This is a genomic window from Pseudonocardia kujensis, assembly GCF_021283305.1.
GTDB classification, from domain to species: Bacteria; Actinomycetota; Actinomycetes; order Mycobacteriales; family Pseudonocardiaceae; genus Pseudonocardia; species Pseudonocardia kujensis.
This window is the reverse complement of sequence record NZ_JAJSOK010000018.1, coordinates 1-24,973: the sequence shown is the minus strand read 5'-3', so window position 1 is coordinate 24,973 and position 24,973 is coordinate 1. Positions and strand designations below refer to the sequence as shown.

Genomic DNA, 24,973 nt, shown 5'->3' with positions numbered 1-24,973 from the left:
GCGACGGTGCCTTTCCGTGGAGGGCCGGTCAGACCGGCGGTGCGAGGGGGAAGCGCTTGTCCAGCCAGCCGCGGATCTCCTCGGCGGCCAGCTCGTTGCCCGTGGGCTCGCCGTCGGCGACGGCTCCGCCGAAGTGCAGGCCTCGGACGCGCGCGACGGTGAGCTCCGCCGAGCCGAGGGCGGCGATCATGCGGCGGCTGTCGGCGGGGAACGCCGCCTGGTCGCCCGTCAGCTCGATGAACAGCGTCGGCGTCGTGACGCCGGCGGCGCAGCGGACGAAGTCCGCCTTCGAGCTGAGCCCGGACCAGGTGGAGAGCCAGGCCTCGGGCGTGGTGAGCCGGCCGAAGCCGACCTGCCCGTAGTCGATCAGGTCCGGGCGTTTGCCGAACAGCGAGCCGTACGGCCGCTCGCTCGGGTCCAGCGAGAGGTCGACGTTCCGCGGATCGGCGTCCGTGCGGAAGATCGTCATGATGGTGGGGGCCAGCGCACGGCGACGGTCGGCGGCCGCGCCGGACTCCTTGTGCGCCCTGCGCGCCGCGGCGGTGCGGGCCAACGCCTCGCGGGCGACCGCGTCGATGCGGGCGACCCGCGCCCGCTGTGCCGCGCGATAGCGCTTCAGGAACTCCGGGGAGTACGACGAGCTCGCGGGCGGCTCCGCGAACCCGTTGGCCGGGTTCCACGGGTCCAGCTCGGGGACGACGGACAGCGGGTCCGCCTCGTCCGCGACCGACGGGTCGATGCAGGCCAGCAGCAGCTGGCCTTGGCCGGGGTGCGGGGCGAGGAAGATCGCGCCGTCCGCGACCGGCATGTCCGCGCCCGCGAGGTCGACCGGCCGGCCGCCCGGGGTCCGGGAGATCCGCTCCGACGGCGACAGCGCCGCCTGCTCCAGGTAGTACGCGAACAGTGTGCCGCCGCCGGAGTGACCGAGCACCACGACGTCGTCGTAGCGCTCGCGCAGGAACACCTGGCCCGCGGCGACGTCCAGCAGCGCCTGCTCGTGGACGAGGTTCAGGTCGTTGTTGACCGAACGGGTGTGCTGGGTCCACACCGCGACCCCGGCCTGCAGCAGCAGCGGGACCAGCGGATGGTGCGTGACGTCCTGGCGCGGGTGCATCAGGCAGACCACGGTCCGCGCGCCGGGCACGGTGGCCAGCACACCGCGCACGGTGGCGCCGTCGGCCGTGGTCAGCTCGTGGACGGACGTCACCGTCGAGGCGGGCCGCTCCCCCGCCGCGAGGTAGCGGCCCGCACCCAGCCGCCCGGTCATGCCGGCTCCACGCGCAGTGCGTCCTTGTCGTGCTGGGTGATCCGGCCGGTGCGGGCCACCCCGGCGACGCACGAGTACCAGACGGCGTGCCGGCAACCCGTGGCGCGCCGGTCGATCACGATCGGGCCCTCCGCACTGATCACGAAGTACGGACCGACCTGCCCCACGGTGGCCGCCGGGTCCTCGGCGGCGGCCTTCGCGACGGCGGTGTTCTCCGGGACGTCGAGGATGTAGAGCTCGGTCACCGCGCCGGCTCCGATCCGACCGGCTCCCAGCCCGGGGCGCGCTCGACGATCAGCTCGGCCTTGCGCGCCAGCAGCTTGCCGAAGGTCGGCTCCGGCTGTGCGACGACGTCGAGCAGCGCGTCGATCGTGAGGGCGGCGTCGAGGTCCTCCTGCGGTGTGACGGGCCGCATCGCCCTCGTGATCTCGAAGAAGTACCCGTTCGGGTCGTGGGTGTAGATCGACTCGATCGTCTCGTGCTGGATCTGCATCTCCACCGGCCAGTCGCTGGCATCGAGCCGGCGACGGTACTCCAGGAGGTCCTCCTCGTTCTCCACGTGGATCGCGAGGTGCCGGGAGCGGACGAAGTACTCCGGCACGTCGGCGCCGAAGCGGCCGTGGACGTCGCCCTTCGCTCCTTCGGGTCCACCCAACGAGGGATCGGTCCCGAAGTAGTAGAAGAAGGCGATCCGGTCGTCGTTGCCGATGTCGAAGAAGAAGTGGATGAAGTCCGGGTGGTCCTCCGGGCCCCAGCCCGCGGCGCAGATCGAGTGCACCACCGGGAAGCCGAGGACGTCCCGGTAGAAGCGCACGGTGGCCGCGGGGTCGAACGTCGGGAACGCGACGTGGTCGACCCCCCGCACCCGGTGGTCCAGCTCGGTCATCAGTACCTCCATGACGGTCGTGCGGTGCTCACCCACGACCCTACGCCGGTGTTGACGATTGAGTCCATAGTTTGACAAGAAAGACGATCGGCCGCGCGCACGGGTCCCTGGGCCCGTCGGCGCGAGCCTTCAGAGGTCGAGGACGCGCTCGAGGTGGTCGAGGTCCTGCCGCAGGAGCTTGATCGCCGCAGCGGGACCCTCGCCGCCGGGAACCTGGTGGTCGGGGCGCTGCAGGGCGGCGACGGCCATGTCGGAGAGCTGCTCGATCACGCTCTCGGCGGTGTCGCGGCCACCGGGGTGGAACCACCAGGCCACCCAGTTGCACATGCCGAGCACCCCGAGCGCCGCGACCCGGGCGTCGACCGGCCGGAACACGCCGGAGCGCACCCCGTCGTCGACCACGCCGGCGATGGTCTTCAGCACCGCCCGGCGGCCCTCGTCGTACGCCGCGGTCAGCTCCTCCGGAAGCTCGGCCTCCGAGCGGATCAGCAGCCGGAACCGCTCGGGTTGGGTCACCCGGCGGCGCACGAGGACCTCGACGATCCCCCGCAGGGTCGCGATCGGCTCCAGGTCCAGGGCGACCAGCGCGGTCAGCTCGTCGAGCGGCCCGCTGGTCACCTCGGTGACCAGCTTGGCCAGCAGCTCGTCCTTGCTCTTGACGTAGTAGTAGAGCGCGGGCCGGGTGATGCCCAGGGCGTCGGCGATGTCCTGCAGGCTCGTGCCCGCGAAGCCACGCTCGGCGAACAGCCGCGTCGCGTGCTCGTAGAGCTCGTTCTCCACCAGCTCCCGGCGGGCGGTGCTCGCCGCGCCGCGTCTGCGCCCGGTCCCGTTGCCGCTCATGTGCCGATGGTAGGGGCCGACCTCATCCCGTCCTCGCGAGCAGCCGTCCCGCACCGGGCAGGACGGGGTCGAGGCCGAGGCCCGTGAGCAGCGCGTACGCACCGGCGGTGGCGGCGGAGAGCACCGGAAGCCCGAACTCCTCCTCGGCCGGGACGACGAGGGCGAGCGAGGGCATCTGCACGCAGGCGGAGATGACCAGGGCGTCCGCCCCGGTGAGGTCGAGGCCTCGGGCCGCCCCCATCACCCGGTCCCCGGGGATGCACCCGACCTCGGTGTTGTCCCCGACCTCGAGCGCCGCCCAGTCGACGACGGTGAGACCCTCGGCCTCCATGTAGGCGACGACCTGCTCGGCGAGAGGCCGCATGTAGGGCGTGACCAGTCCGACCCGACGCGCCCCGAGCGCGGCCAGCCCGTCGACCAGAGCACCGGCGCTGGAGAGGATCGGGGTGTCCGGGAGCTGGTCGCGGACGGCCTTCTCCACGCGTCGGTGCTCGCCGGGGCCCTGCGCCATCAACGCGACCAGGCAGGCGTACAGCAGGGCGTCGACGTGGGCGTCGGCCAGCTCGTCGACGCAGCGCTCCCGCTGGGCGTTCATCGCCTTGAGCTCCTCCGGCGACACCTGGTGCATCCGCATCCGGCTGGAGTGGAAGGAGAAGCTCTCGGCGTGGCGGCCGAGCAGGGCGGGGATCTCGGTCTCGACGGTCACGTTGGAGCTGGGGACGACCAGTCCGATCCGGTGTGTCACTGGGCGGCACTCACTTTCCGGGCGATGTCGGCGGCCAGGCGCTTCTTGTCCGTCTTGCCGACGAGGGTGCGAGGGATCTCGGGAAGGTGCTCGAGGCGCTCGGGCCACTTGAACTTGGCGACCTCGAGCGCGGCGAAGTGCTCCTGCACCTCGGACAGGGTCAGCTGCGCGCCCTCCACCACCACGTAGGCGCAGGTTCGTTCGCCGAGCCGCGGGTCCGGCATCGGCACGACCGCGGCCGCAGTGACTCGCGGGTGCCGGAGCAGGAGCAGCTCCACCTCCTCGGCGTTGATCTTCTCGCCACCGCGGTTGATCAGGTCCTTCAGGCGGCCCTCGATGGAGACATACCGTTCGCCCTCGATCCTGACGAACGCGGCCAGGTCGCCGGTGCGGTAGAAGCCGTCGGAGGTGAAGGCACGGGCGTTGTGCTCGGGTGCGTCGAAGTAGCCGGGCAGCGTGTACGGGCCACGCGCGCACAGCTCGCCGACCTCTCCCTCGGCGACGTCGGCCTCCGAACCGGGATCCAGGATCCGCACCTCGTCGAGCACGGACAGCGGGGTCCCCACCGTCGTCAGGCGCGCCTCCCGCGGTGCGCCGGGCCGGGTCGTCAGGAACAGCCCCTCGCCCATCCCGAACAGCTGTCCCGACCAGAGCCCGCGGGCCTCCAGTGCCTCGAACAGCGCGGGCGGGACCTTGCTGCCGGACAGGACGAGCTGGGTCACCGCCTTGGTGGCGGCGTCGAAGTCGGGATGGTCGACGGCGCGGTAGTGGCCGTGCCCGAGCAGGACGTGGGTGGCGCCCTCGCGGGCCATCAGCGGGAGCGCCTCGTCGAGGTCGGGGGTGCCGAGGACGAGGCAGGCGCCGACACTGTGCGGGGCGTGGAGCGCGCAGACGATGCCGGCGTTGTGGATGACGGGGATCAGGTGCGCGACCCGCGTCTGCGCCGTCCAGCCCCAGGACCGGGCGTACTCCGCGGCGTTGTACCAGTACTCCGCGTGCCGACGAGGGATCACCTTCGGCACCCCGGTGGTGCCCCCGGAGAGCTGGTGGACCGCGACGGCGTCGGGGTCGATGTCCGCCTGGATCCGCTCGACCAGGGCGCGGGCCGCTGCGGCGTCCTGGTCGCGGCCGAGCGCGGTGAGCGACTCGCCGCGGGGGTCGTCGCCCAGGACGAGCACGTGCCGCAGAGTCGGGTGGTCCCGCCGCTGCTCCTGGGCGAACCCGACGAGGTCGAACCCGCGCACTCCCGCCTCGACCAGGTGGGCGACCGCGCCGACGCGGCGGCTGATCTCGCCGATCTCGTGGCCGCGGTGTGCGGCGAGGGTGGCGACGGGGACGAGCCCGGCCTTGAGCACGCCGTACCAGGCGACCACGGCCTCGAGCCGGTTCGTGACCTGGAACAGCACGGGGTCACCGGGCCGCAGCCCCAACCCGGCCAGCCCCGCCGCGAGGAGGTCGGTCCGCTGGTCGAGCTCGGCGAAGGTGAGCCGCCCCTCCAGCGCGACGACGGCGTCGCGGCCCGGATTGGCGCGCGCGATCCGGTGGAACGCGGTCGCGATCGTGGCGGTACCCCACAGGCCGGCCCCGCGGTAGCGGCGGACCGCGGGCTCGGGGTAAGGGACGAGTGTCATGCTGTCTCCTCGGTGAGCTCGGTGAGCGCCACGAGGTCGGTGCGGCCGCTGACCAGCCCGGCGGCGAGATCGTCGCGCAGCGCGGCCGGCCCCTCCACCGCGGTGAGCGTGCCGGTCTCCAGCCGGACCCGTTCGGCCAGGTCGAGGCGGGTGAGCAGGGACGGGCGGGCTGCGGGGCCGGTGACCAGCACGCCGTCCGTCCCCCGGGCCCGCGCCACCAGCGCGTCCCCCTCCGGCGACCAGGGGTCGTCCAGGTCGACCCACAGCCGCTCCAGCTCGGGGACCGTGGTGCGGTTCGGGAACGCGCGGTCCCCGTGGGCGAGCGGTCGGTCCAGCACCCAACCGGCGAGATCGTCCGCGGGCGGGTGCCCGCCGCCGTACTGACGCACGGCCGCCCCGACGACGTCCGGGCTGGTCTGCCCGAACCGGTCCAGCGGGACGTTCCCGGCCCGGGACATGTACGCCACCATCAGCCGCTCCACCGGCAGCCCGGTCCGCGCGGGGAACGACTCCCACCACAGCTGGCTGCGCCGGGCCAGCTCCTGCAGCCGCTCGACGGCGGGCCGGCGGACCTCCTCGTACCGGGCGAACGCGGCGGTTGCCTCGTTCGCCTCCCGCAGCGCGTCCACCAGGGCGATCGCGTCCTCCATCGCCAGCTTGGTGCCGGAGCCGATGGAGAAGTGCGCGGTGTGCGCGGCATCGCCCAACAGCACCGTGTTCCCCTCCGCCCAGCGGTCACAGCGGACGGTGCGGAAGCGCAGCCAGCGTGTCCGGTTGCCGATCAGTGGCCGACCCCGCAGCTGCTCGGCGAAGACCTGCTCCAGGTAGCGCAGGGAGGTCTCGTCCGAGGCCTCGAACGGCGTGCCGGGGGCCTCCAACGACGCGGTCGTGGTGTCGAATCCCGCGCGCCGCCAGGTCTGCTCGTCGGTCTCGATCAGGAAGGTGGAGCGGCCGCCCGTGTACGGGTAGGCGTGGGTGACGAACGTGCCGTGCTCGGTCTCGACCGGCGCGAACACGGCGGCGTCGAGCGCGAACTCGGTCCCGCACCACAGGTAGAGGCCCTTGCCGACCTCGGTCCGCCCGCCGAACGTGCCGTTCTCGCGGGTTGCGCTGCTGACGCCGTCCGCGGCGACCACCACGTCGGCGTCCAGCTCCTCGGCGGCGCGGCGAACGCCGAACTCGAGCTCCACGCCGGCTTTCTCGGCGTGGCGTTGGAGAACGGCCAGGAGCTCGGTGCGGGCGATGCCGATCAACCGGTCGTTGCGCACCCGGGTCACGTGCCGCCCGACCTGCATCGTCATGTCGTGGCGCAGGCCCGCGGCGACGATGTCCCGCAAGGTGTCCGGGTCCGCGGCCTCGAGCTTGCGCTGCGTACCCGCGGCGAGCCCGACGCCGAACCCGAACGTCGTGTCGGGATCGCCCTGCTCGTACACGCGGACCTCGCAGGCGGGGTTCGCGAGCTTGAGCAGGCGCGCGGCGTAGAGCCCGCCCGGGCCCCCGCCCAGCACCGCGACCCGTCGTGGCTGCATCACCGAACCTCCGATGGCGTCCGATTGACTGTTGCGTCGACTATTCGACGGCAAGGAACGCCCTGAAGTCAAGGTTGACTCTTATCTCTGGCGTTTAATAGTCTACGCCACCGTCAGCCACCTCATTGCGCGAAGGAGCGCCAGCCATGGCCTATGTCATCGGCGTGGACGTGGGCGGCACGTTCACCGACGCCGTGCTCGACGACGACGCCGGGACCGTGCTCGCCGCGAAGTCCCCGTCCACCCCGCCGGACTACTCCCGGGGCGTCCTCGACGTCCTGGCGCTGCTGGCCGAGCAGCTCGGGAAGAGCCTGCCCGAGATGCTGGCGGAGACCCACCACATCGCGCACGGCACCACCTCGTCGCTCAACGCGCTGGTGATGGGTAACGTGCCCCCGGTCGGGTTCCTCACCACCAAGGGGCACCGGGACTCGATCTTCATCATGAACGTGGAGGGCCGCTACCTCGGCCGGTCCCCGCACGAGCTGCAGCACGTGCTCGGGCAGTCCAAGGACCACGCGCTGCTGCCCAAGCGGCACGCGCTCGAGGTCACCGAGCGGATCGACCGCGACGGCACCGTCGTCGTCGGGCTGGACGAGGAGCAGGCGCGCGCGGCGATCCGCTCCCTGGTCGCCGACGGGGTGCAGGCGATCGCCGTGTCGCTTTTGTGGTCCTTCCGCAACCCGGTGCACGAGCGGCGGCTGCGCGAGCTGATCGCGCAGGAGGCGCCGGGCCTGTTCGTGGCGCTGTCGTCGGAGGTCAGCCCGCGGATCCGGGAGTTCGCCCGCAACGCCACCACGATCATGTCCACCCAGATCGGGCCGGGCCTGCGGGACTACCTCGGCGCCCTGGAGTCCTCGCTGCGCGAGAACGGGCTCACCGGCCCGCTGCTGGTCATGCAGTCCAACGGCGGCGCGGTGGCGGCCAAGGAGGCCCCCGCCGCGGCGATCTCCACCGTCGGGTCGGTGCTGACCGGCGGCGTGGTCGGGTCGGTGGCGCTGGGCCGCCAGCTCGGCCACCGCAACATCATCTCCACCGACGTCGGCGGCACGACGTTCCTGGCCGGGCTGGTCGTGGACGGCGAGCCGGTCCGCGACACCACCACGGTGATCAACCACCACCCGATCAACGTCCCGACGCTGCGGGTCGACGCGATCGGCTCCGGCGGTGGTGCCATCGCCTGGCTCGACGCCGGCGGGAACCTGCGGATCGGCCCGCGCTCCGCGCAGGCCGTGCCCGGCCCCGCCTGCTACGGCAATGGCGGGACCGAGCCCACCAACACCGACGCCAACCTCGTGCTGGGCATCCTGCCGGAGAAGGGGCTGCTGGGCGGGCGCAAACCGCTCTCGCTCGATCTCGCCCGGCAGGCCATCGACACCCAGATCGCCAAACCGCTGGGCCTGAGTGTCGAGGAGGCCGCGGCCGCGATCTACACCGTGCAGAACGCGCAGACCGGTGACCTGCTGCGCAAGACCGTCGTCGAGGCCGGGCACGACCCGCGCGAGTTCGTGCTCTACGCCTTCGGCGGAGCGGGCCCCGCGCACTGCGCCGGCTACGCCGCCGAGGTCGGCTGCGACACCGTGGTGGTCCCGCTCGGCCCGGTGGCCAGCGCGTTCTCCGCGTTCGGGTTGGCCTCGAGCGATATCGTGCTGGCCGCGGAGCTGTCCGACCCGACCGTCGTCCCGTTCGACCCGCAGCGGGCCGAGCGCAACTTCGCCGAGCTGGAGCAGCAGGTCCGCGAGGGCCTGCAGCGCCAGGGCGTGACCTTCGAGAAGGTCGAGCTGTTCCGCGAGATCGACATGCGGTACTCGATGCAGCTCGCCGAGGTCACCGCCCCCGTCGCGAACGGCCCGCTGGGCACGGCGGAGATCGAGGCCGCGGCGGCCGCGTTCGAGAAGCGCTACGCCGAACTGTTCGGCAAGGACGCCGGGTTCCGCGAGGCCGGCATCCAGGCCATCACCTTCCGGGTCCGCGCGGTCGGCGTGCTGCCGTTCAGCCCCGAGCTCCCGGAAGTGCCTGCGGCGCAGGGCGACGCGACCCCGTTCGCGACCCGCCCGGTCCAGCTCGACGCCCGCCTCGGCTACGTCGACACCCCGGTCTACGACTACCGCGAGCTCCGCGCCGGTCACGTGCTGGCCGGCCCGGCGATCGTCGAGGTGCCGACCACCACCGTCGTCGTCCCCGACGGGACCACCGGCACCGTCGACCAGCTCGGCAACCTCACGATCCGCAGGAGCGCCTGATGACCATGCCGATCCCCGGCTCGGAGGCCTTCTCCAGCCGCCCCGTCGACCCGGACGAGCTCGCCCGCTCGCTGCCCACGTCGCTCAAGGTCCACACCGTCACCCAGGAACAGGTCGACGCGCTCGACCCCCTGACCTACGAAGTCGTCCGGCACCGCCTGTGGTCCGTCACCGACGAGATGGGCGAGGCGCTCAAGCGCATGTCCGGCTCGCCGATCGTGACCGACGCCAACGACTTCGACTTCGCCATCTCCGACGAGCTCGGCCAGGAGGTGCAGGTCGGCCTCTACAACACCATGCTCGTCGGCGCCGTCGACCTGGCCATCTACTGGACGCTGCGCAACCGGGCCGACAACCCCGGCATCGAGTCCGGCGACATGTTCCTGTGCAACGACCCCTGGGTCGGCGGCGGACTGCACCAGAACGACGTCATGGTCTACCAGCCGGTCTTCCACGACGGCGAGCTCTTCGCCTGGACCAGCGCGATCGCGCACCAGCCGGACCTCGGCGGGGTAGGGCTCGGGTCGTTCTCCCCTGCGGCACAGGACGTGTTCTCCGAGTCCCTGCCCACCCCGCCGGTGAAGGTCGTCCGGGGCGGGCAGTTGCAGCGCGACGTCGCGGACCTGTGGGTGCGCCGCTCGCGGGTCCCGATGCTCGTCGGGCTGGACCTGCGGGCCAAGATCGGCGCGAACAACGTCGGTGGCGAGCGCCTGGCCGCACTCATCGCCCAGTACGGCGCGGACACCGTCAAGGCCGTCATGAAGCGCATGATGTCCGACGCCGAGCACCGCCTGCGCGACAAGCTCGCCGCCCTCCCGGACGGCTCGTGGAGCGCCACCGGCTATCAGGACCAGTCCCACGAGGGCGACCGCGGCCTGCACAAGATCACGGTCACCACCACCAAGACCGGCGACCACCTGACCTTCGACTTCACCGGCACCGACCCGCAGGCCGGCGTCATCAACTGCACCTACGCGGGCATGCGCGGCGGCGTCATGCTCGCGCTGCTGCCGATCCTGGCCAACGACATCCCGTGGTCCGCCGGCGGCCTGATGCGCTGCTTCGACCTGGTCACCGAGGAGGGCACACTCAACAACGCGACCTTCCCCGCCGCCGTCGGGCGCGGGCCGATCGGCCCGGCCTGGCTCACCGGCAGCCTGATCGCCGAGACCCTGTCCCAGATGCTCGACCGCGACCTCGAGCTGGGCCGCAACGTCCAGGCCACCTGCTGCGGCACCTGGGACACCGCCGTGATCGCCGGGCTCGACGAGCGCGGGGAGCAACCCGCCCCGTTCCTCTCGATCATGATGGAGCCCATGGCCGGCGGCTACGGCGCCCGCCCCCACGCCGACGGCATCGACACCGGCGGGCTGTTCTGCATCCCGATGGGCCGGGTGCCGGACGTCGAGATGACCGAGTTCCTCTACCCGCTCCTGACACTGTGGCGACGCGAGGTGCCGGACTCCGGCGGCCCCGGGCGGCACCGTGGTGGACTCGGCGCCTCCCTGGCCTTCACCCCGCACGGCACCAGCATTCCCATGGGCCTGGTCCTCGCCTCGAACGGCAAGGCCGTCGCGCAGAACACCGGCCTGTCGGGCGGACACCCGGGCAACTCCGGGCTCGACGTCGTGGCCCGGCAGAGCCGGATCGCCTCGCTCCTCGCGGCGGGCACGATGCCCTCGTCCCTGGAGGAGGTGTCGGACTCCCTCGAGCCCGGCCAGAACTACGCGTCGAGCTACCTCGCCCCCGGCGAGGTCTTCGCGATGACCTGGCAGGGCGGCGGTGGATACGGCGACCCGCTCACCCGCGATCCCGAGGCAGTCGCCCGGGACGTGCAGGAGGAGAAGATCACCGAGGCGGCGGCGAAGTCCGTCTACGGCGTGGTCCTGGGAGACGGCTCGGTGGACACCGCCGCCACTCGGGCCGAGCGGTCGCGGCTGCGGAATGCGCGTCGCGACCGTTCCCGGATCGTCGGCGAGACCCGCGGCACGGTGGACCTCGCGTCGACGAAGCGCATCGACGACAACCTCGTCGAGGTGGGGTCGGACGTCGCGTGCAGGCACTGCGGTGAGGTCCTGGGCGACACCGGTGACGGCCCACTGGCCCTCGCGGTCTACGACGGCGCCCCCACGGATGCCGGCCCGCAGATCATCGCGACCGCCGCCGACTACGTCGACGCGCCGGTGGTGTTCCGGCAGTACTGCTGCCCGTCCTGTTGGACCGCGTTGTCGTCGGCGGTCGTTCCCGCCGACCACCCGGACGCCGCCACAACCCTCGGGCGGCTGACGGTCACCGCCGGCTAGCACGGGTCCGGGGTGGGCGAGCGGCACGCTCCCCACCCCGCCCTCGTCCCCCACCCCCGGGCGCCCTGGCCACGCGGTGCTCCCGACCACGACATCGACCTGTGGGAGCTCGACGAGGCGGGTGCCCGACGATCCCACCGGCCGGTGAACCGTCCTCGGAGGCTACCGGCACGTACGGCGCCTCTCGCTGGTCGTCGAGTCGGCGCGTTCCGGTTCGGTTCGACCGTGCGCGCCGACCCGACGAGCGAGAGCGAGCCCTAGGACGGCAGGCCTTCGAGGAGGTCCTCGATGGTGATGGGAGTGTGTCGGACCCGGACGCCCGTGGCGTTGTACACGGCGTTGGCCACGGCCGCCGCCATGCCGACCACGCCGATCTCGCCGATGCCCCGGGCGCCGACGGGGTTGTGCAACGTGTCCGGGTGCTGCACGAACTGCACGTCGATCTCGGGGATGTCGGCGTTGACCGGGAGCAGGTAGCCGGCCAGGTCGCCGTTCGCGAGCCGGCCGTCGTCCTCGATCTCCAGCCCCTCGTGCAGGGCCGCCGAGACGCCCCAGATCATGCCGCCCTTCAGCTGGCTGCGTGCGGCCTGGTCGTTCACGATGCGGCCGGCGTCGAACACGCCGAGCATCCGCGACACCCGCACGTCGCCCGTCCACCGGTGCACCCGGACTTCGCAGAACTGGGCGCCGAAGGAGCTGAAGGAGTGCTTGGTCATCTCCTCCCCGGGGGCCGCGGAGCCGATGGCGGAGATCGTGTCCCGGCCGAGCGCGGACAGCAGCTCCCCGAACGTCATCGACCGTCCCCCACCCAGCACCCGGCCGTCGGCGTAGGTCACGTCCTGGCCCGCGAAGGGTGCGTCCGGCGCGCTCGCGAGCGACTGCAGCTCCTCGAGCACCGCAGAGGCCGCGGCCACGATCGCCGATCCCACGCTCGCCGTGGCGGTCGACCCGCCGGACATGCCCCCGGGCGGGTAGGCGGACAGGCCCAGCCGTGGTGTGATCCGCTCCGGTCCGAGGTCCAGCGCCTCCGCCCCGAGCAGCGCCATCACCGTCAGCAGGCCGGTACCGGGATCGGAGCCACCGACCGAGACCAGGGCCGTGTCGTCCGCCTGCAGCGTGATCTCGGTCGTGGTCGGGAACCGCAGCGCCGGGAACATCGCCGTCGCGGTCCCCATCCCGACCAGCCAGTCGCCCTCCCTCCTGCCGGTGGGCGTCCGGCTCGACCAGCCGAAGTGCTCGGCGCCGATCCGGTAGCAGTCGTCGAGGTACTTGCTCGACCACTGCAGGTCGCTGCCGGCGGGACCGAGGGATCCGTTGCGCAGCCGCAGCTCGATCGGGTCCATGTCCAGCGCGACGGCCAGCTCGTCCATCGCGCTCTCCAGCGCGAACGACCCGGGCGCCTCGCCCGGTGCGCGCATGAACGTGGTCCGGGGGATGTGCAGCGGCACCACCTTCTGGCTGACGGCCAGGTTCGGGGTGCGGTAGGCCACCCGGGACGTGGCCGAGGTAGGTTCCACGAACGACCGGTCGGTGTCCGCGCTGCACCAGGAGTCGTGGCGCACGGCGATCAGGGTGCCGTCGCGGTCGGCCCCCAACGTGATCTCCTGCAGCGTCTCCGGGCGGTTGGCGGTCGCGGTGAAGACCTGTTCTCGGCTCAGCGCCGCCTTGACCGGCCTCCCGAGGGCCCGCGACGCTGCCGCGGCCAGGAACGCCGGGACGGAGGTGCGCCCCTTCCCGCCGAACGCACCGCCCACGAACGGGTTCACCGTGTGCACCGCGGACGGGTCGACCTCCAGTGCGGCTGCCAGGTCCGCCTGCTGGACGAAGGCGCCCTGGTTGCCGCTGTAGACGGTGAGGCCGTCGGCGTCCCAGTGCGCCACGGCGGAGTGCGGCTCCATCGCCGCGTGGTTCTGGGTGGGCGTCGAGTACCGGCCACCGACCACGACCGGGCTGCTCGCCAGCGCGTCCTCGATCGACTCCACCCCCTCTGCGAGGACGACGGAGCTCGAGGGCTCCCCGTCCAGGCCGGGCGGCGCGTCCTCGGCCAGCTCGAGGTTGCCGGCCAGCGACGTGCGGGCGGGGCGCTCGTCGTAGGACACCTCGACGAGCGCGCTCGCGTCCCGGGCCTGCTCGTAGGTCTCCGCCACGACGAAAGCCACCGGCTGGCCGTAGTGGGTGACGGTCCGATCCTGCAGCGGCACCCAGGTGTCGCCCAGCATGGGGGTCGTCGGGGTGCGCAGCGTGAGCGGATCGAACGGCGTGTAGACGGCGACCACCCCGGGCGCGGCCTGCGCCGCGGCCACGTCCATCGCCACGATCTCGCCGTTCGCGATCGTGCTGGTCATCACGTGGCCGTACAGCATGCCCGGAAGGTTGTGGTCCGACCCGTACCGGGCCCGGCCGGTGACCTTGAGCGGGGCGTCGATCCGTGTGGTGGTCATCCTCGGCTCCCGCTCGGTTCGTCCTGGGTCAGCTCGCAAAGGGCACGAACGACGGTCCGGCGCAGCAGTGGGACCTTGAAGCCGTTCGCGGACAGGGGCGTCGCGCCCTCCGCCGCGACTCCCGCGGCCTCCTGGAAGGCCTCCTCGGTCACCGGCGCGCCGCGCAGGGCCTCCTCGACGGCGGTCAGGCGCCACGGCACGGTCGCGACGCCGCCGACGGCCACGCGTGCGTCGACGACGCGGGCGTCCCGTACGTCCAGCGCGACGGCCGCCGAGCAGAGCGCGAACTCGTAGGACTGCCGGTCCCGCACCTTGACGTAGGTCGAGTTCGCCGCCCAGTCCAACCGCGGCACCACGATCTCGGTGATCAGCTCGCCGGGACGCAGGTCGTTCTCGACGTGCGGGGTGTCGCCGGGCAGGCGGTAGAAGTCGAGCAGCGGCACCGTGCGGGTGCCGGCTGCGTCCGCGAGGGACACCTGTGCGTCCAGTGCCACCAGCGCAACGGCGACGTCGCTCGGATGCGTCGCGACGCACGCCTCGCTCGTTCCCAGCACGGCGTGCATCCGGCCGGCTCCCGAGCGAGCCGGGCAACCGCTGCCGGGGACGCGCCGGTTGCACGGCATCGACACGTCGCGGAAGTAGGTGCACCGGGTGCGCTGCAACAGGTTCCCGCCCATGCTGGCCATGTTGCGCAGCTGCTGGGAGGCGCTCTGCAGCAGAGCACGGGAGATCATCGGGTACACCCCCGGGTGCCGGGCGACGTCGCTCATCCGCTCCAGCGCGCCCAGCCGCAGCCCGTCGGTGGTGTCGATGCCACGCAGCGGGACGGCGTTGATGTCCTGGACGTGCCGGGGGGTCAGCACGTCGAGCTTCATCAGGTCGACCAGCGTCGTCCCCCCGGCCAGAAAGGTGCCGGCGCCCGCAAGGGCGTCGTCGACCGTGGTCGGCGCGGTCAGCTCAAACGACTGCATCGGCCCTCCTCACCTGCTCGATCGCCGCCACGATGTTCGGGTACGCCGAGCAGCGGCAGAGGTTGCCGGACATGAACTCGCGGACGTCGTCCACGTCCTGCTCCACCGCGGCGACCGCCGACATGATCTGTCCGGAGGTGCAGAAGCCGCACTGCAGCGCGTCCTGGTCGACGAACGCCTGCTGGACCGGGTGCAGCGCGTCGCCGGTGGCGAGTCCGTCCACGGTGGTCACCGGCTCGCGCACGGTCGCGACCAGGGTCAGACACGACAGCACGGGGCGGCCGCCGACGTGCACGGTGCAGGCGCCGCACTGACCGCGGTCGCATCCCTTCTTGGGGCCGGTCACGTCGAGCCGCTCGCGCAACGCGTCGAGCAGGGTGACGCCGGGCTCCACGTCGAGGTTCTCGGTCCTGCCGTTCACTTCGAGTGAGATGTCCACGGGGATTCTCTTCCTCGCCGCATGTCCGCCGAGACGATGATGCGGCATCGGAGGGTGCTGGCTCGTCAGTCCGTACACTGGGAACCGGATAATCATCCGGTCCTCCGGTGAACCCTAGCGGATATCTATCCGTTCGGCGAGCGTCCCCGGCCGACGCCCGGCCGGACGTGGATTACATTCCTGCGGGAGGCCCGGGAGGTGACGATGACGACGGGACCCGCGAACCTGAGGCGCGCGGACGCCCGCCGCAACAACGAGCGCATCGTCGCGGCGGCGGCGGAATCGCTCGCCGACACGGGCGAGCTGTCGTTCAACGCCATCGCCAAGGCGGCGGGGGTGGGGGTCGGAACCGTCTACCGGCACTTCCCGACCCAGGGGGCCCTCGTCCTCGCGGTGTACCGGCACGAGGTGCAGCAGATGCTGGACGTGGTCCCTTCCCTGCTGCGGGAGAAGTCCCCGCCGGAGGCGCTCCGGGCGTGGACCACAGACCACCTCGCGCGGTACATGATGACCAAGCGCGGCCTCGCGGACGCCCTGCGCTCCGCCACGAGCGCCGACGACGAGGACGTCCCGGGCAAGGCGTACGAAGCCATGGTCGAGGCGGTGCGCACCCTGCTCGAGGCCAACGTCGAGGCCGGCACCGTACGCCCGGGCCTCGACCCGGAGACCGTCCTGCGCGGTCTGGGCGGCCTGCTGTTCCTCGACCCCCGGGGCGACTGGCGCGGTCAGACCGAGGCGCTCGTCGACCTGCTGTGGCGCGGCTTGCGCCCGGACGACTGAGTCGGGGCCGCGGCGGGGGGTGACACGTCAGAACCCGGGCGCTCCTCCGAATCCGCACCGAGCCGATCCTCGCCGTCGCCGGTAGAAGGCGGGCCGGAGCGGGTCTCACGGGCCGGTCCCGGGAAAGGTCCTCACGCGATCAGGGGCGAGGGCGGCTCCCTCAGCTCGAGCTTCAACGCGAGCGTCGCGGCCAGCTCGTCCCGGGCGTCGAACAGCGGAGCGCGCCGCTCGGGCGTCCGGTACAGCTCGACCAGGCGGCCCGCCGGGGTGCTGACGACGATCGCGACGGGCGGCGTACGCGGTGAGGTGACGGCGACCGCGACGGCCGAAATACCCTTGTTGATGTTCTCCAGGCAGAGGGAGAACCCGCGCCTGCGGGTGCTGTCGCACTCGGCGAGCAGGATTCGGTACTCGCGGTCCGAGAGGCGGGATCCGCGGGCCTCGGCGGCGGTGCTGCGGTAGAGGTGCTCGACCTTCTCGACCGGTAGCAGCGCCAGGAGCGCCCGTCCGGCGGCGCTGAGGTGAGCGGGGAGCACGTTCCCGGTCCGCTCGGGCACGTGGTCGGGATCCTCCGGCTCGGCGGAGACGAGGACGCGGGTGTGCACGCCGACGCGGGTGGCGAGGCACACCGTCTCGCCGTACCTGTTCGCCAGCGCGCCGAGCGTCGGGAGGGCGAGCTCCTGGATGTCGCGGGCCAGCTCCGAGGAGATGACCGGCGCGCTCAGGGCCGGGCCGGCGCGGTAGCGCCGGTCGTCGTCCTGCACCGCGAAACCGTGGAAGACGAGCATCGCCATGATCCGGTGCGCCGTCGAGTCGGCGACACCCAGGACCTTCGCGACGTCCGAGATCCGTGCGGAGCCGAAGTCGCGGAGGATGTGGATGGCCCGGAGAGCGTTGTCGATCGAGTTCACGGCGTACGCCGGCCTGTGGTACTCGAGGTTGCCCTGCGTGATGGCCCGGACCTCCCTTCCGGAAGTGAACACGATCCTCCCCCACAGGTGGCCCGGCGACAAGGACGGGGCCGTCGCGAGGGCAGGCCCCGGCCCGATTCCACCGAGCAGAAGTTCGGCGCCCGCGACCCCTCGCGCCGACACGATGAGAGGGCTCGACATCGATCAGGAAACGAGGACCCATGGCCACGGAAGGCAACGAGAACATCGAGTTCGTCACCGGCATCCCGGCGAACCTCGGACCCGAGGTCACGGCGCTCGGCCTCCTCCCCCCGTTCCCGCCCCACCCGATCCCCCGGGGCGCACGGCCGTCGAAGGTCCCCGGCGACCACCACCCCCACCTGAGCCTCGCGGAACGGGACCGGCGCTGGGACGCGCTGCGCAAGGACATGTTGATGGCGGGTGTCGACGCGCTCGTCCTGCTCGGCAACGACATCTACTGGGACATGGGGATCGCGAACATCCGCTACCTCACCGGCACCGGCGCGAAGATGGGCTCGAGCGCGCTGTTCTTCCTGGACCGGGACCCGGTGCTGTACAACGCGGTGGCGCACATGAGCCAGCCCTTCCACTTCCAGGAGGCACTGCACGGCTGGGTGGACGACATCCGGATCGGTCACGGGATCCCCGAGCTCGCCGCCGAGCTCAGGGACCGGGGCCTCGGTCGCGCGCGGATCGGCCTGGTCGGCTTCTCCTCGACCATCCAGACCACCTCCACGATCCTGTCCGGCGAGCAGGCGGCACTGGAGGCGCTGCTCCCCGACGCCCGGCTCGTCGACTTCGGCTACGCGTTCCAGCGGCTCCGCGTGGTCAAGAGTGAGGAGGAGATCGGCATGCTCCGCTCCGCGGCGGTGGTCGCGGAGAAGACCATCGACGCCCTGGTGACCGCCGCGGGCGCCGGCGCCACCGAGGCGGAGGTCTACGCCGAGATGATCCGGACGCAGATCGCGAACGGCGGCGAGCCGAACATCTTCAACCTCTTCGCCTCCGGCCCTGCCGAGCACCCGGACAGCGAGCTCTGGCACCTGCTGCACGGGTCGGACCAGCCGATGGTCCCGACGACCCGGCCGCTGAACGAGGGTGACCTCGTCGTCGCGGAGTGGCACACCAAGTACGGCGGCTACCTCGTCCACACCGAGTACAGCTGCCACATCGGGTCCCGCGTGCCCGACCCGCTGTACAAGCTCTTCGACATCGCGCTGGAGTGCTTCGAGGCCAGCCGGGCCGCGCTCGTGCCGGGCAGGACGATCGACGAGGCGCTGCGCGAGATCCGCGAGCCCGCCGACCGGGCCGGGGTCAACTGGATCGAGCTCGGCTTCCACGCGATGGGCCTGGCCTCGCCGGAGTTCCCCACCGTCGTCTACCAGCCCGGATACGGGTCCGACTCGCTCAACGGCGCGCGGATCGGCCACCTCGTGCTCGAGGAGGGGATGCACTTCGGCAACAACATCGACCTCCACGACCGGTCCTGGCGCTCCGACGTCGGCCTGATGTACGGCGGCAGCATGGTCGTCCGTCCCGGCGGCGCCGAGGTCCTCGTGAACCCCCCGAAGGTGCTCGGGGTCAGCTGAGCCCGGAGGACGGAAGAGGGACGCGGCCCGAAGGCTGCGTCCCTCTTCCGTTCTCGCCGGGGGCGGACTCACTTCCGCGCGACGGTCTCCTTGTCGTAGCCGGCCGCGCGCTGGTACCGGTGGCTGATCTCTTCGATCTCCTCCTGCGAGATGATGTCGTGGAGGTTCTCGAACGGCTCGCCGTTCGTCCGCTGCTCCACGACCTCGATGATGGTGTCGGGCGGTGTGGTGCGGTTCGTGAGCACCAGGTTGTTGACGACCGGCAGCCGCTCCACCTGGTACGCGACCAGCCCCTCCCGCGGGTCCGCCGTCGCCTCGAGCGCCTTCGCGAGCGCCTCGGCGTCGAGGATGGCCTGTGCGCCACCGTTCCCGCCGCGCGGGTACATGGGGTGGGCGGCGTCGCCGAGGAGCGTCACGCGGTCGAAGGTCCACCGGTCGACCGGGTCACGGTCGACCATCGGGTAGGAGAGCACGTTCTCGCCCTTGCGGAGCAGCTCGCCGCAGTCGAGCCAGTCGAACTTCCAGTCCTCGAAGTAGTGCAGGAAGTCGTCGATGTCGCCCGCCGCGCTCCAGTCGACGGGCGACCGCACCTCGGTGTTCACCTCGGCGATCCAGTTGACGAGCTGGTTGCCCTCGGTGTCGATGGCGTTGCGGATCGGGTACACGGCGAGCTTGCCCGTCAGGAAGAGGGCCCCGATGCGGGTCGCGCTCCCTCCACTGAGGAACGGCGGCATCCGGGTCACCCCCCGCCACATGTTGATGCCGTGGAAGACCGGGGCACCCTCGTCCGGGTAGAACGTCTTGCGCACCACCGAGTGCACCCCGTCGCAGCCGATCAGGACGTCGCCCTCGACCGGCGCGATCGCGCTGCCCGCGGAGGCCTGGAAGGTCGCCGTGACGCCGGCCTGGTCCTGCGTGAGGCCCACCAGCCGGTGGTCGGTGTGCACGTGGTCCCCCCCGAGCCGGGAGAGCACGGCGTTCAGCAGCACCGTGTGCAGGTCGCCGCGGTGGACCGAGAAGTGCCGGTACGGGTGCCCGGCGTACAGCCCGGTCGGCTCGCGGTAGATGATCTGACCGTTGTGGGTGGCGAAGACGAACTCCTGCGCCTCGACGGCCACCTCCGCGAGCGCGTCCTCCAGGCCGAGCTGGGTCAGGACACGGACGCAGTGCGGCATCAGGTTGATGCCCAGCCCCAACGGCTTGAACTCGGGGGCCGCCTCGTAGACGTGGACGTCCACGTCGTCGAAGCGCGCCCGGAGCGACAGCGCCAGTGTCAGCCCGCCGATGCCGCCGCCGACAACCACTACCTTCATTCGCGAGGCCTCCCTGTCTCCTCGTCCCGGCGCCTACGCGTAGGCCTTCGTCCGCGCCGGGTCGTCCTGACCCTGGGGAGCGACCGGCTGCCGGAGGCCGATCCGCTCCATCCGCGGGAGCACCTCGTCGCGCAGGTGGGGGAACTCGTCGACGTAGTGGACGAGCCCGACGGCGACGCCCTGCAGCCCGGCGGCGCTCAGCCGTGCGTACATGTCGACGACGTCGTCGTAGCTGCCGACGACGGGCCACGTGCCGGACCCGCCGATGTTGCGCCGCTTCATGGCGTGCGCCTGCAGCTGCTCCGCCGTGGACGACTGGGCCGTGAGGCGGCCGGCCGCCATGTTGTCCGCCGCCTCCCAGTCGCCCATCTCGTCGACGATGTAGTGGTAGTAGTCCTCCGCCTCCTTGCGGGTGGGCCGGCAGACCAGGTGGCTGCTGGCGAAGACACCGAACGGGCGGGCGGGGTCGATGCGCTTCACCTCGGCCACCTTCTCCCCCATGCTGTCGAGGTCGTTGATCACCATGAAGAGCGCGTCGGCGTTGCGGGCGGCGAAGGCGCTCCCGGCGGAGGAGATGCCCGCGCTCATGATGACCGGATCGCCGACGGGGTGGGGCTGGCCCTCCACGCCCTTCAGATCGAAGAACCGGCCCTGGTGGTCGAACAGGTCCGGCTCGGTCCAGACCTTCTTGACGACGTCCAGCCACTCCTGCGCGTAGGCGTACCGGTCGTCGTGCTCCTTGAGCGCCTGCCCGAACATCGAGAACTCCGCGGCGTTCCAGCCCGCCACGATGTTGAGCCCGAAGCGCCCGCGGCCGACGTGGTCCGCCGTCGCCATCTGCTTGGCGGCGAAGACGGGGTGGATCAGCGCGCAGTGGGTGGTACTGAACACACGGATCCGCGAGGTGTGGGCCAGGATGCCGGTCGCCCAGCTGATCGGCTCGAAGTTGCTGTTCTGGCTGTTCGTCTCGCCGCCGTACCCCCGCCACCGGCCGACCGGGAGGAGGAACTCCAGCCCCGCGTCGTCCGCCAGCTGCGCGGCCCGGACATTGTTGTCCCAGGTGTTCTGCCACCGCTCCGGGGCCTTGGTCATGGTCATGCCGTTGGAGCAGTTGAGGGCGAACAGTCCCAGCTGGAAGGCGTTCTTGCTCAGCATGTAGCCGTCTCTCCTTGTCGATCGGCGCGCGTACGGACCGCGCGGGGGGTGCGCCTCACCGTGAGAGCGGGCGCGTGTGCAGGTCTCGCGGGATGAAGAGGGCCGAGACGAGCGTGAGGACGGACACCGCGACCACCCAGTACGACGCGGAGATCGGCTGGCCCGTCATGCTGATCAGCCAGGTGCAGATGTACGGACCGAAGCCGCCGAAGAGGGTGACGCCGACCGCCATGGTGACGGTGACGAGGAAGCCGTGGTTGCGCCCGTGGAACATCTCGACGATCAGCGCGACACCCATGCCCAGGATGGGGGCCGAGAAGAAGGCGAGCACGAACTCGAGCAGCAGGACCGCCCAGAACTCCTTGGTCGTCGCGACGAGTGTGAAGAGCGGGACGGCCAGGACGAGGTAGCCGATGCCGGAGAAGAAGATCACCGGCCGCCTGCCCACCCGGTCGGAGATCCAGCCGCCGACCGGGATCAGCGCCGCCGTCAGCCCGGCACCGAGTGCGGTGGCCCAGAGCGAGCCAGAGGCGTTGACCCCCACGATCGCAAAGGCGAAGGTGGGCATGTACGTCAGCGTGATGAAGGTCGTCGTGGTCCACAGCGCGATGAACCCGAGGACGACGAAGAAGGCGGCGCCGTTGGGCAGCCGATTCGCGGGCGAGGAAGCGGCCTGCGCCTCCTCCGCCGAGCGGTGCGCGGCGCGGATCTCCTCGAACACCGGGGACTCCTCGACGTCCCGGCGCAGGAAGAAGACGACCAGCGCCAGCGCGGCGCCGAGGAAGAACGGGATGCGCCACGCCCAGGCGTTGACGGTCGCCGTCCCGAGTGTGGTGGTCAGCAGGGCGCCGAGGAGCGCGCCCAGCAGGACACCGGTCGTCGCCGCGGAGTTGAGGAAGCTGCCGAAGAACGCCCTGCGCCCCGTCCCGGCCCACTCGACGAGGAACATCCCCGCGGAGCCCTGCTCGCCACCGGCCGAGAGCCCCTGGCACAGCCGGCCGACGACCACGATGAGGGTGCCGAGGACACCAGCGGTGACATAGCCCGGCGCGAGCGCGATCAGCAACGAACCGGTCGCCATCAGCAACATCGAGAAGAGCATGATCGCCTTGCGACCCTTGCGGTCGACAAGCCGGCCGAAGATCAGGCCGCCGAGCGGCCGAGCCAGGAACCCGACGACGAAGACGACGAAGGTCGAGAGGAGGGCGGCGAGGGAGTCCTGCTTGGGGAAGAACGTCGCGGCGATCGCGGGGGCGAAGAAGCCGTAGACCGTGAAGTCGTACCACTCGAAGACGTTGCCGACGGCGGTGAGCATGAGCGTGCGCCGACGGGCGCTGGGCGGGGCCGTGCCGTCGGCGACGTCGGCGTTGGTCGGAACTCTGGTCATTGAGAACTCCGTTGGACTCAATCGGGCGTGGTGGCAGGGACCATCGATCGGGAGGCCGGGCGGCCGCGAGGGCCGGCCCGAGGTGCCGTCGCCGGCGGCGGGTGCGCAGCGGTGTGGTGCGGCTCGGCCGGATCGAACGGTACCCACGTTCTGGGCGGCACCCGTCGTAGTTCTGCGTTGAAGAATGTGGTCCTCGTCAGCCGGTGAGGGCGGCCTCGATGAGCTCGGCGGTGTCCGTCAGGGCGTCGACGTAGGCGGTGAGCTGGGCGGCCCGGTAGCGGGCGGTCGGCATCGCGATGGCGATCCCGACGACGGGGGGTTGCTCGAGCCCCTGCACCGCGCGCCCGATGGCGGTCAGCCCCTCCTCGGTGAGGCCGTCGTTGACCGCGAACCCCTGCCTGCGGACCCGGCGCAGGTCGCGCATCAGGGCATGCACGTCGAGGTGCCCGCCCTCCGGCGGGCCACCCGTGTCGTACAGGTCCCGGACGTGGTCCTCCGGCCAGGACGCCAGGACGGCGCGCCCGGCGGACGTGAGATGGGCGGGCAGCTCGCGCCCGACCCGGTCGCCGACACGAAGGATCCGGTCGCACTCGACGGAGGCGACGAACCGCGCGCGCCTGCCGCGGACCACCTGCAGCTGCACGGTCTCACCGGTCCGGGCCATCAGTACCTGGAGCAGCGGGAGCGCCACGCGCCTCAGCTCGGTCACGGGCTCGCCGAGCTCCCCGCGCAGCATCGGCCCCGGCCCGTAGCGACGGTCGTCGTCCTGCTCGGCGAAACCCCGGTAGACGAGCATCGCCAGCAGGCGGTGGGCGGTGGAGCGGGCGACGCCGAGGCGGGTGGCCGCGTCGGCGACCCCCATCGGCCCTTCCTGTGCGAGTGCGGTCGCCAGGATCAACGCGTGGTTGACCGACTCGATGCTGTACCGCGGCTTGTTCTGCACGCCGGAACTACTACTCGCGCCAGGCAGAACCCGTCCAGCGTCGGGCTCGGCGGCGCTGCCCCGTTCTTCACTCCAGAACATCACCGACCCACGGGAAAAACATCCGTAGCGTCGGCGCTGCGACCACACCCGTCGCCCGGAAGGACCGTTCACCATGACCTCCCTCTCCTCCCCGGTCTCGCCGAGCGCGAGCGCGGGCCCGGGCCAGCCGGAGCCGTCGGCGGAGCTCGACGCCCTCTACCGCGGGTTCTCCGACGAGCTGCTCGTTCCGCTGTGGACCGAGATCGGCGAGCTGATGCCGCGGACGCCGAGCCCGGCGGCGCGGCCCCACGTCTGGCGCTGGGACCGGCTGTTCCGCCTGGCCGAGCGCTCCGGCGACCTCGTCCCGGTCGGACGGGGCGGCGAGCGGCGGGCGATCGCCCTGGCGAACCCCGGCCTGGGCGGTGCCCCCTTCGCCACGTCGACGCTCTGGGCCGCGATCCAGTACCTCAAGCCGCGCGAGGACGCTCCGGTCCACCGGCACACCCAGAACGCGTTCCGCTTCGTCGTCGAGGGCGAGGGCGTGTGGACCGTCGTCGACGGCGATCCGGTCGCAATGCGCCGCGGGGACCTCCTCCTCACGCCGGGCTGGCACTTCCACGGCCACCACAACCAGAGCGACCGGCCCATGGCCTGGCTGGACGGCCTGGACATCCCCTTCGTCCACCACATGGGATCGGCGTTCTTCGAGACCGGTCCGGACCAGGTCGGCGACCGCTCCGCACCCGACCGCTCCCGGGCCGAACGGCTGTGGGCCCATCCCGGCCTGCGCCCGGTCGCGCGTCCCGACCCGCTGCCGAACTCGCCGATCGCGGCGTACCGCTGGGAGCACACCGACGCCGCCCTGGACGACCAGCTCGCCCTGGAGCGGGAAGGGCATCCCGGGGTCGTCGAGCCCGGGCACGCCGCGGTCCGCTTCTCCAACCCGACGACGGGTGGCGACGTCATGCCGACCCTGCGCGCGGAGATGCACCGGCTCGCGCCCGGTGCGCGGACCGCAGCACGCCGCGAGGTCGGGTCGGCCGTCTGGCAGGTGTTCGACGGCACCGGCCAGGTGCACGTCGGCGAGCGCGACTGGACGGTCACCCGGGGCGACCTCGTGGTCGTCCCGTCCTGGGCGCCGCTGGCGATCGGCACCGACTCCGGCCTGGACCTCTTCCGCTTCTCCGACTCCCCGATCTTCGAGCGCCTGCACCTCGACCGCGTCCAGGTCGGCTGAGCAGCGGCGCCGACCCCGCCGACCCCGAACGCCCTGGAGGACCACACGTGAGACTGATGACCCTGCGCACCGGCGGAGGCACCCGAGCCGCTCGGGCGGACGGCGAGCACGCGGTCGAGATCGACGCCCCGGACGTCGGGACCCTGCTCGCCGACCCGGGGTGGCGCACCCGTGCGGAGAGGGCCGGCGGAACCCGGCACGAGATCGCCGGAGCGGACGTCGCCCCGGTCGTCCCGCGTCCCGGCAAGATCCTGTGCGTCGGGCTGAACTACCGGACGCACATCCTCGAGATGGGCCGCGACCTGCCCACCCACCCCACCC

General features: G+C 71.9%; 20 protein-coding genes and 1 pseudogene. 6 read left to right on the top strand and 15 right to left on the bottom strand.

Translation table 11 applies throughout. The features are described 5' to 3' along the window. Nucleotides 1-28 precede the first annotated feature (28 nt). The 7 genes from LWC35_RS14960 to LWC35_RS14930 all read right to left on the bottom strand — a co-directional run bounded on the left by LWC35_RS14960 (nt 29) and on the right by LWC35_RS14930 (nt 6,898). Nucleotides 29-1,267: an alpha/beta fold hydrolase gene (locus LWC35_RS14960; RefSeq protein ID WP_232870729.1), complete on the bottom strand. Its 1,239-nt coding sequence runs from the start codon at nt 1,265-1,267 to the stop codon at nt 29-31. Continuing rightward, nucleotides 1,264-1,512 carry a hypothetical protein gene (locus LWC35_RS14955; protein ID WP_232870728.1) on the bottom strand — a complete coding sequence of 83 codons (249 nt, stop codon included), beginning with the start codon at nt 1,510-1,512 and terminating at the stop codon, nt 1,264-1,266. The genes LWC35_RS14960 and LWC35_RS14955 overlap by 4 nt, the downstream gene beginning before the upstream one ends. Further along, a complete protein-coding gene (locus LWC35_RS14950; RefSeq protein WP_232870727.1) occupies nt 1,509-2,153 on the bottom strand; it encodes a VOC family protein in 645 nt (214 codons plus the stop codon). Before LWC35_RS14950 ends, LWC35_RS14955 begins: the two co-directional genes overlap by 4 nt. Before the next feature lie 129 nt (nt 2,154-2,282). Further along, nucleotides 2,283-2,993, bottom strand: a complete 711-nt coding sequence (locus LWC35_RS14945) for a TetR/AcrR family transcriptional regulator (RefSeq protein WP_232870726.1) — start codon at nt 2,991-2,993, stop codon at nt 2,283-2,285. 22 nt (nt 2,994-3,015) lie between these two features. Next, complete coding sequence (locus LWC35_RS14940; RefSeq protein WP_232870725.1) at nt 3,016-3,738, bottom strand: maleate cis-trans isomerase family protein; 723 nt, start codon at nt 3,736-3,738, stop codon at nt 3,016-3,018. Continuing rightward, nucleotides 3,735-5,369 carry a (2,3-dihydroxybenzoyl)adenylate synthase gene (locus tag LWC35_RS14935; protein WP_232870724.1) on the bottom strand — a complete coding sequence of 545 codons (1,635 nt, stop codon included), beginning with the start codon at nt 5,367-5,369 and terminating at the stop codon, nt 3,735-3,737. The genes LWC35_RS14940 and LWC35_RS14935 overlap by 4 nt, the downstream gene beginning before the upstream one ends. Further along, a complete protein-coding gene (locus tag LWC35_RS14930) occupies nt 5,366-6,898 on the bottom strand; it encodes an FAD-dependent monooxygenase (protein ID WP_232870723.1) in 1,533 nt (510 codons plus the stop codon). The genes LWC35_RS14935 and LWC35_RS14930 overlap by 4 nt, the downstream gene beginning before the upstream one ends. 146 nt (nt 6,899-7,044) lie before the next feature. On the opposite strand from LWC35_RS14930, the gene LWC35_RS14925 reads away from it, so the two are divergent. Beyond that, on the top strand, nt 7,045-9,141 hold the full coding sequence (locus tag LWC35_RS14925) for a hydantoinase/oxoprolinase family protein (RefSeq protein ID WP_232870722.1): 2,097 nt from the start codon (nt 7,045-7,047) through the stop codon (nt 9,139-9,141). After that, nucleotides 9,141-11,444, top strand: a complete 2,304-nt coding sequence (locus tag LWC35_RS14920; RefSeq protein WP_232870721.1) for a hydantoinase B/oxoprolinase family protein — start codon at nt 9,141-9,143, stop codon at nt 11,442-11,444. Before LWC35_RS14925 ends, LWC35_RS14920 begins: the two co-directional genes overlap by 1 nt. A 257-nt stretch (nt 11,445-11,701) precedes the next feature. Here LWC35_RS14920 and LWC35_RS14915 read toward each other — a convergent pair whose 3' ends face one another. Genes LWC35_RS14915 through LWC35_RS14905 form a run of 3 tightly spaced genes read right to left on the bottom strand, consistent with a single transcriptional unit; the run spans nt 11,702 to nt 15,295 of the window. Then, nucleotides 11,702-13,885 (bottom strand): xanthine dehydrogenase family protein molybdopterin-binding subunit, encoded by a 2,184-nt coding sequence (locus tag LWC35_RS14915; RefSeq protein WP_232870720.1) that lies wholly within the window; start codon nt 13,883-13,885, stop codon nt 11,702-11,704. Then, nucleotides 13,882-14,856 carry an FAD binding domain-containing protein gene (locus LWC35_RS14910; protein ID WP_232870719.1) on the bottom strand — a complete coding sequence of 325 codons (975 nt, stop codon included), beginning with the start codon at nt 14,854-14,856 and terminating at the stop codon, nt 13,882-13,884. The genes LWC35_RS14915 and LWC35_RS14910 overlap by 4 nt, the downstream gene beginning before the upstream one ends. Then, a complete protein-coding gene (locus tag LWC35_RS14905) occupies nt 14,843-15,295 on the bottom strand; it encodes a (2Fe-2S)-binding protein (RefSeq protein WP_232870718.1) in 453 nt (150 codons plus the stop codon). The genes LWC35_RS14910 and LWC35_RS14905 overlap by 14 nt, the downstream gene beginning before the upstream one ends. A gap of 204 nt (nt 15,296-15,499) precedes the next feature. On the opposite strand from LWC35_RS14905, the gene LWC35_RS14900 reads away from it, so the two are divergent. Continuing rightward, nucleotides 15,500-16,075, top strand: coding sequence for a TetR/AcrR family transcriptional regulator (locus LWC35_RS14900; protein ID WP_232870717.1), 576 nt, complete (start codon nt 15,500-15,502; stop codon nt 16,073-16,075). Nucleotides 16,076-16,206: 131 nt separating this feature from the next. On the opposite strand, the gene LWC35_RS14895 is transcribed toward LWC35_RS14900, so the two are convergent. Continuing rightward, nucleotides 16,207-17,058, bottom strand: coding sequence for an IclR family transcriptional regulator (locus tag LWC35_RS14895; protein ID WP_232870716.1), 852 nt, complete (start codon nt 17,056-17,058; stop codon nt 16,207-16,209). Between the two features lie 149 nt (nt 17,059-17,207). Here LWC35_RS14895 and LWC35_RS14890 point away from each other — a divergent pair, with 149 nt between their 5' ends. Further along, complete coding sequence (locus LWC35_RS14890; RefSeq protein ID WP_232870715.1) at nt 17,208-18,596, top strand: M24 family metallopeptidase; 1,389 nt, start codon at nt 17,208-17,210, stop codon at nt 18,594-18,596. A 68-nt stretch (nt 18,597-18,664) separates the two neighbouring features. Here the strand turns inward: LWC35_RS14890 and LWC35_RS14885 are convergent, their stop codons facing one another. The 4 genes from LWC35_RS14885 to LWC35_RS14870 all read right to left on the bottom strand — a co-directional run bounded on the left by LWC35_RS14885 (nt 18,665) and on the right by LWC35_RS14870 (nt 23,394). Beyond that, on the bottom strand, nt 18,665-19,909 hold the full coding sequence (locus LWC35_RS14885; RefSeq protein WP_232870714.1) for a flavin-dependent oxidoreductase: 1,245 nt from the start codon (nt 19,907-19,909) through the stop codon (nt 18,665-18,667). A gap of 33 nt (nt 19,910-19,942) precedes the next feature. Continuing rightward, on the bottom strand, nt 19,943-21,064 hold the full coding sequence (locus LWC35_RS14880) for an LLM class flavin-dependent oxidoreductase (protein ID WP_232870713.1): 1,122 nt from the start codon (nt 21,062-21,064) through the stop codon (nt 19,943-19,945). Between the two features lie 55 nt (nt 21,065-21,119). Next, nucleotides 21,120-22,451 (bottom strand): MFS transporter, encoded by a 1,332-nt coding sequence (locus tag LWC35_RS14875; RefSeq protein WP_232870712.1) that lies wholly within the window; start codon nt 22,449-22,451, stop codon nt 21,120-21,122. Nucleotides 22,452-22,647: 196 nt separating this feature from the next. Beyond that, nucleotides 22,648-23,394 carry an IclR family transcriptional regulator gene (locus LWC35_RS14870; RefSeq protein ID WP_232870711.1) on the bottom strand — a complete coding sequence of 249 codons (747 nt, stop codon included), beginning with the start codon at nt 23,392-23,394 and terminating at the stop codon, nt 22,648-22,650. Between the two features lie 154 nt (nt 23,395-23,548). Here LWC35_RS14870 and LWC35_RS14865 point away from each other — a divergent pair, with 154 nt between their 5' ends. Both LWC35_RS14865 and LWC35_RS14860 read left to right on the top strand, forming a co-directional pair. Then, the gene (locus LWC35_RS14865; protein WP_232870710.1) at nt 23,549-24,652 is read left to right on the top strand and encodes a cupin domain-containing protein; all 1,104 of its coding nucleotides are present in this window, start codon (nt 23,549-23,551) and stop codon (nt 24,650-24,652) included. A gap of 56 nt (nt 24,653-24,708) precedes the next feature. Beyond that, nucleotides 24,709-24,973, top strand: a pseudogene (locus LWC35_RS14860) (fumarylacetoacetate hydrolase family protein); the annotation flags it as partial.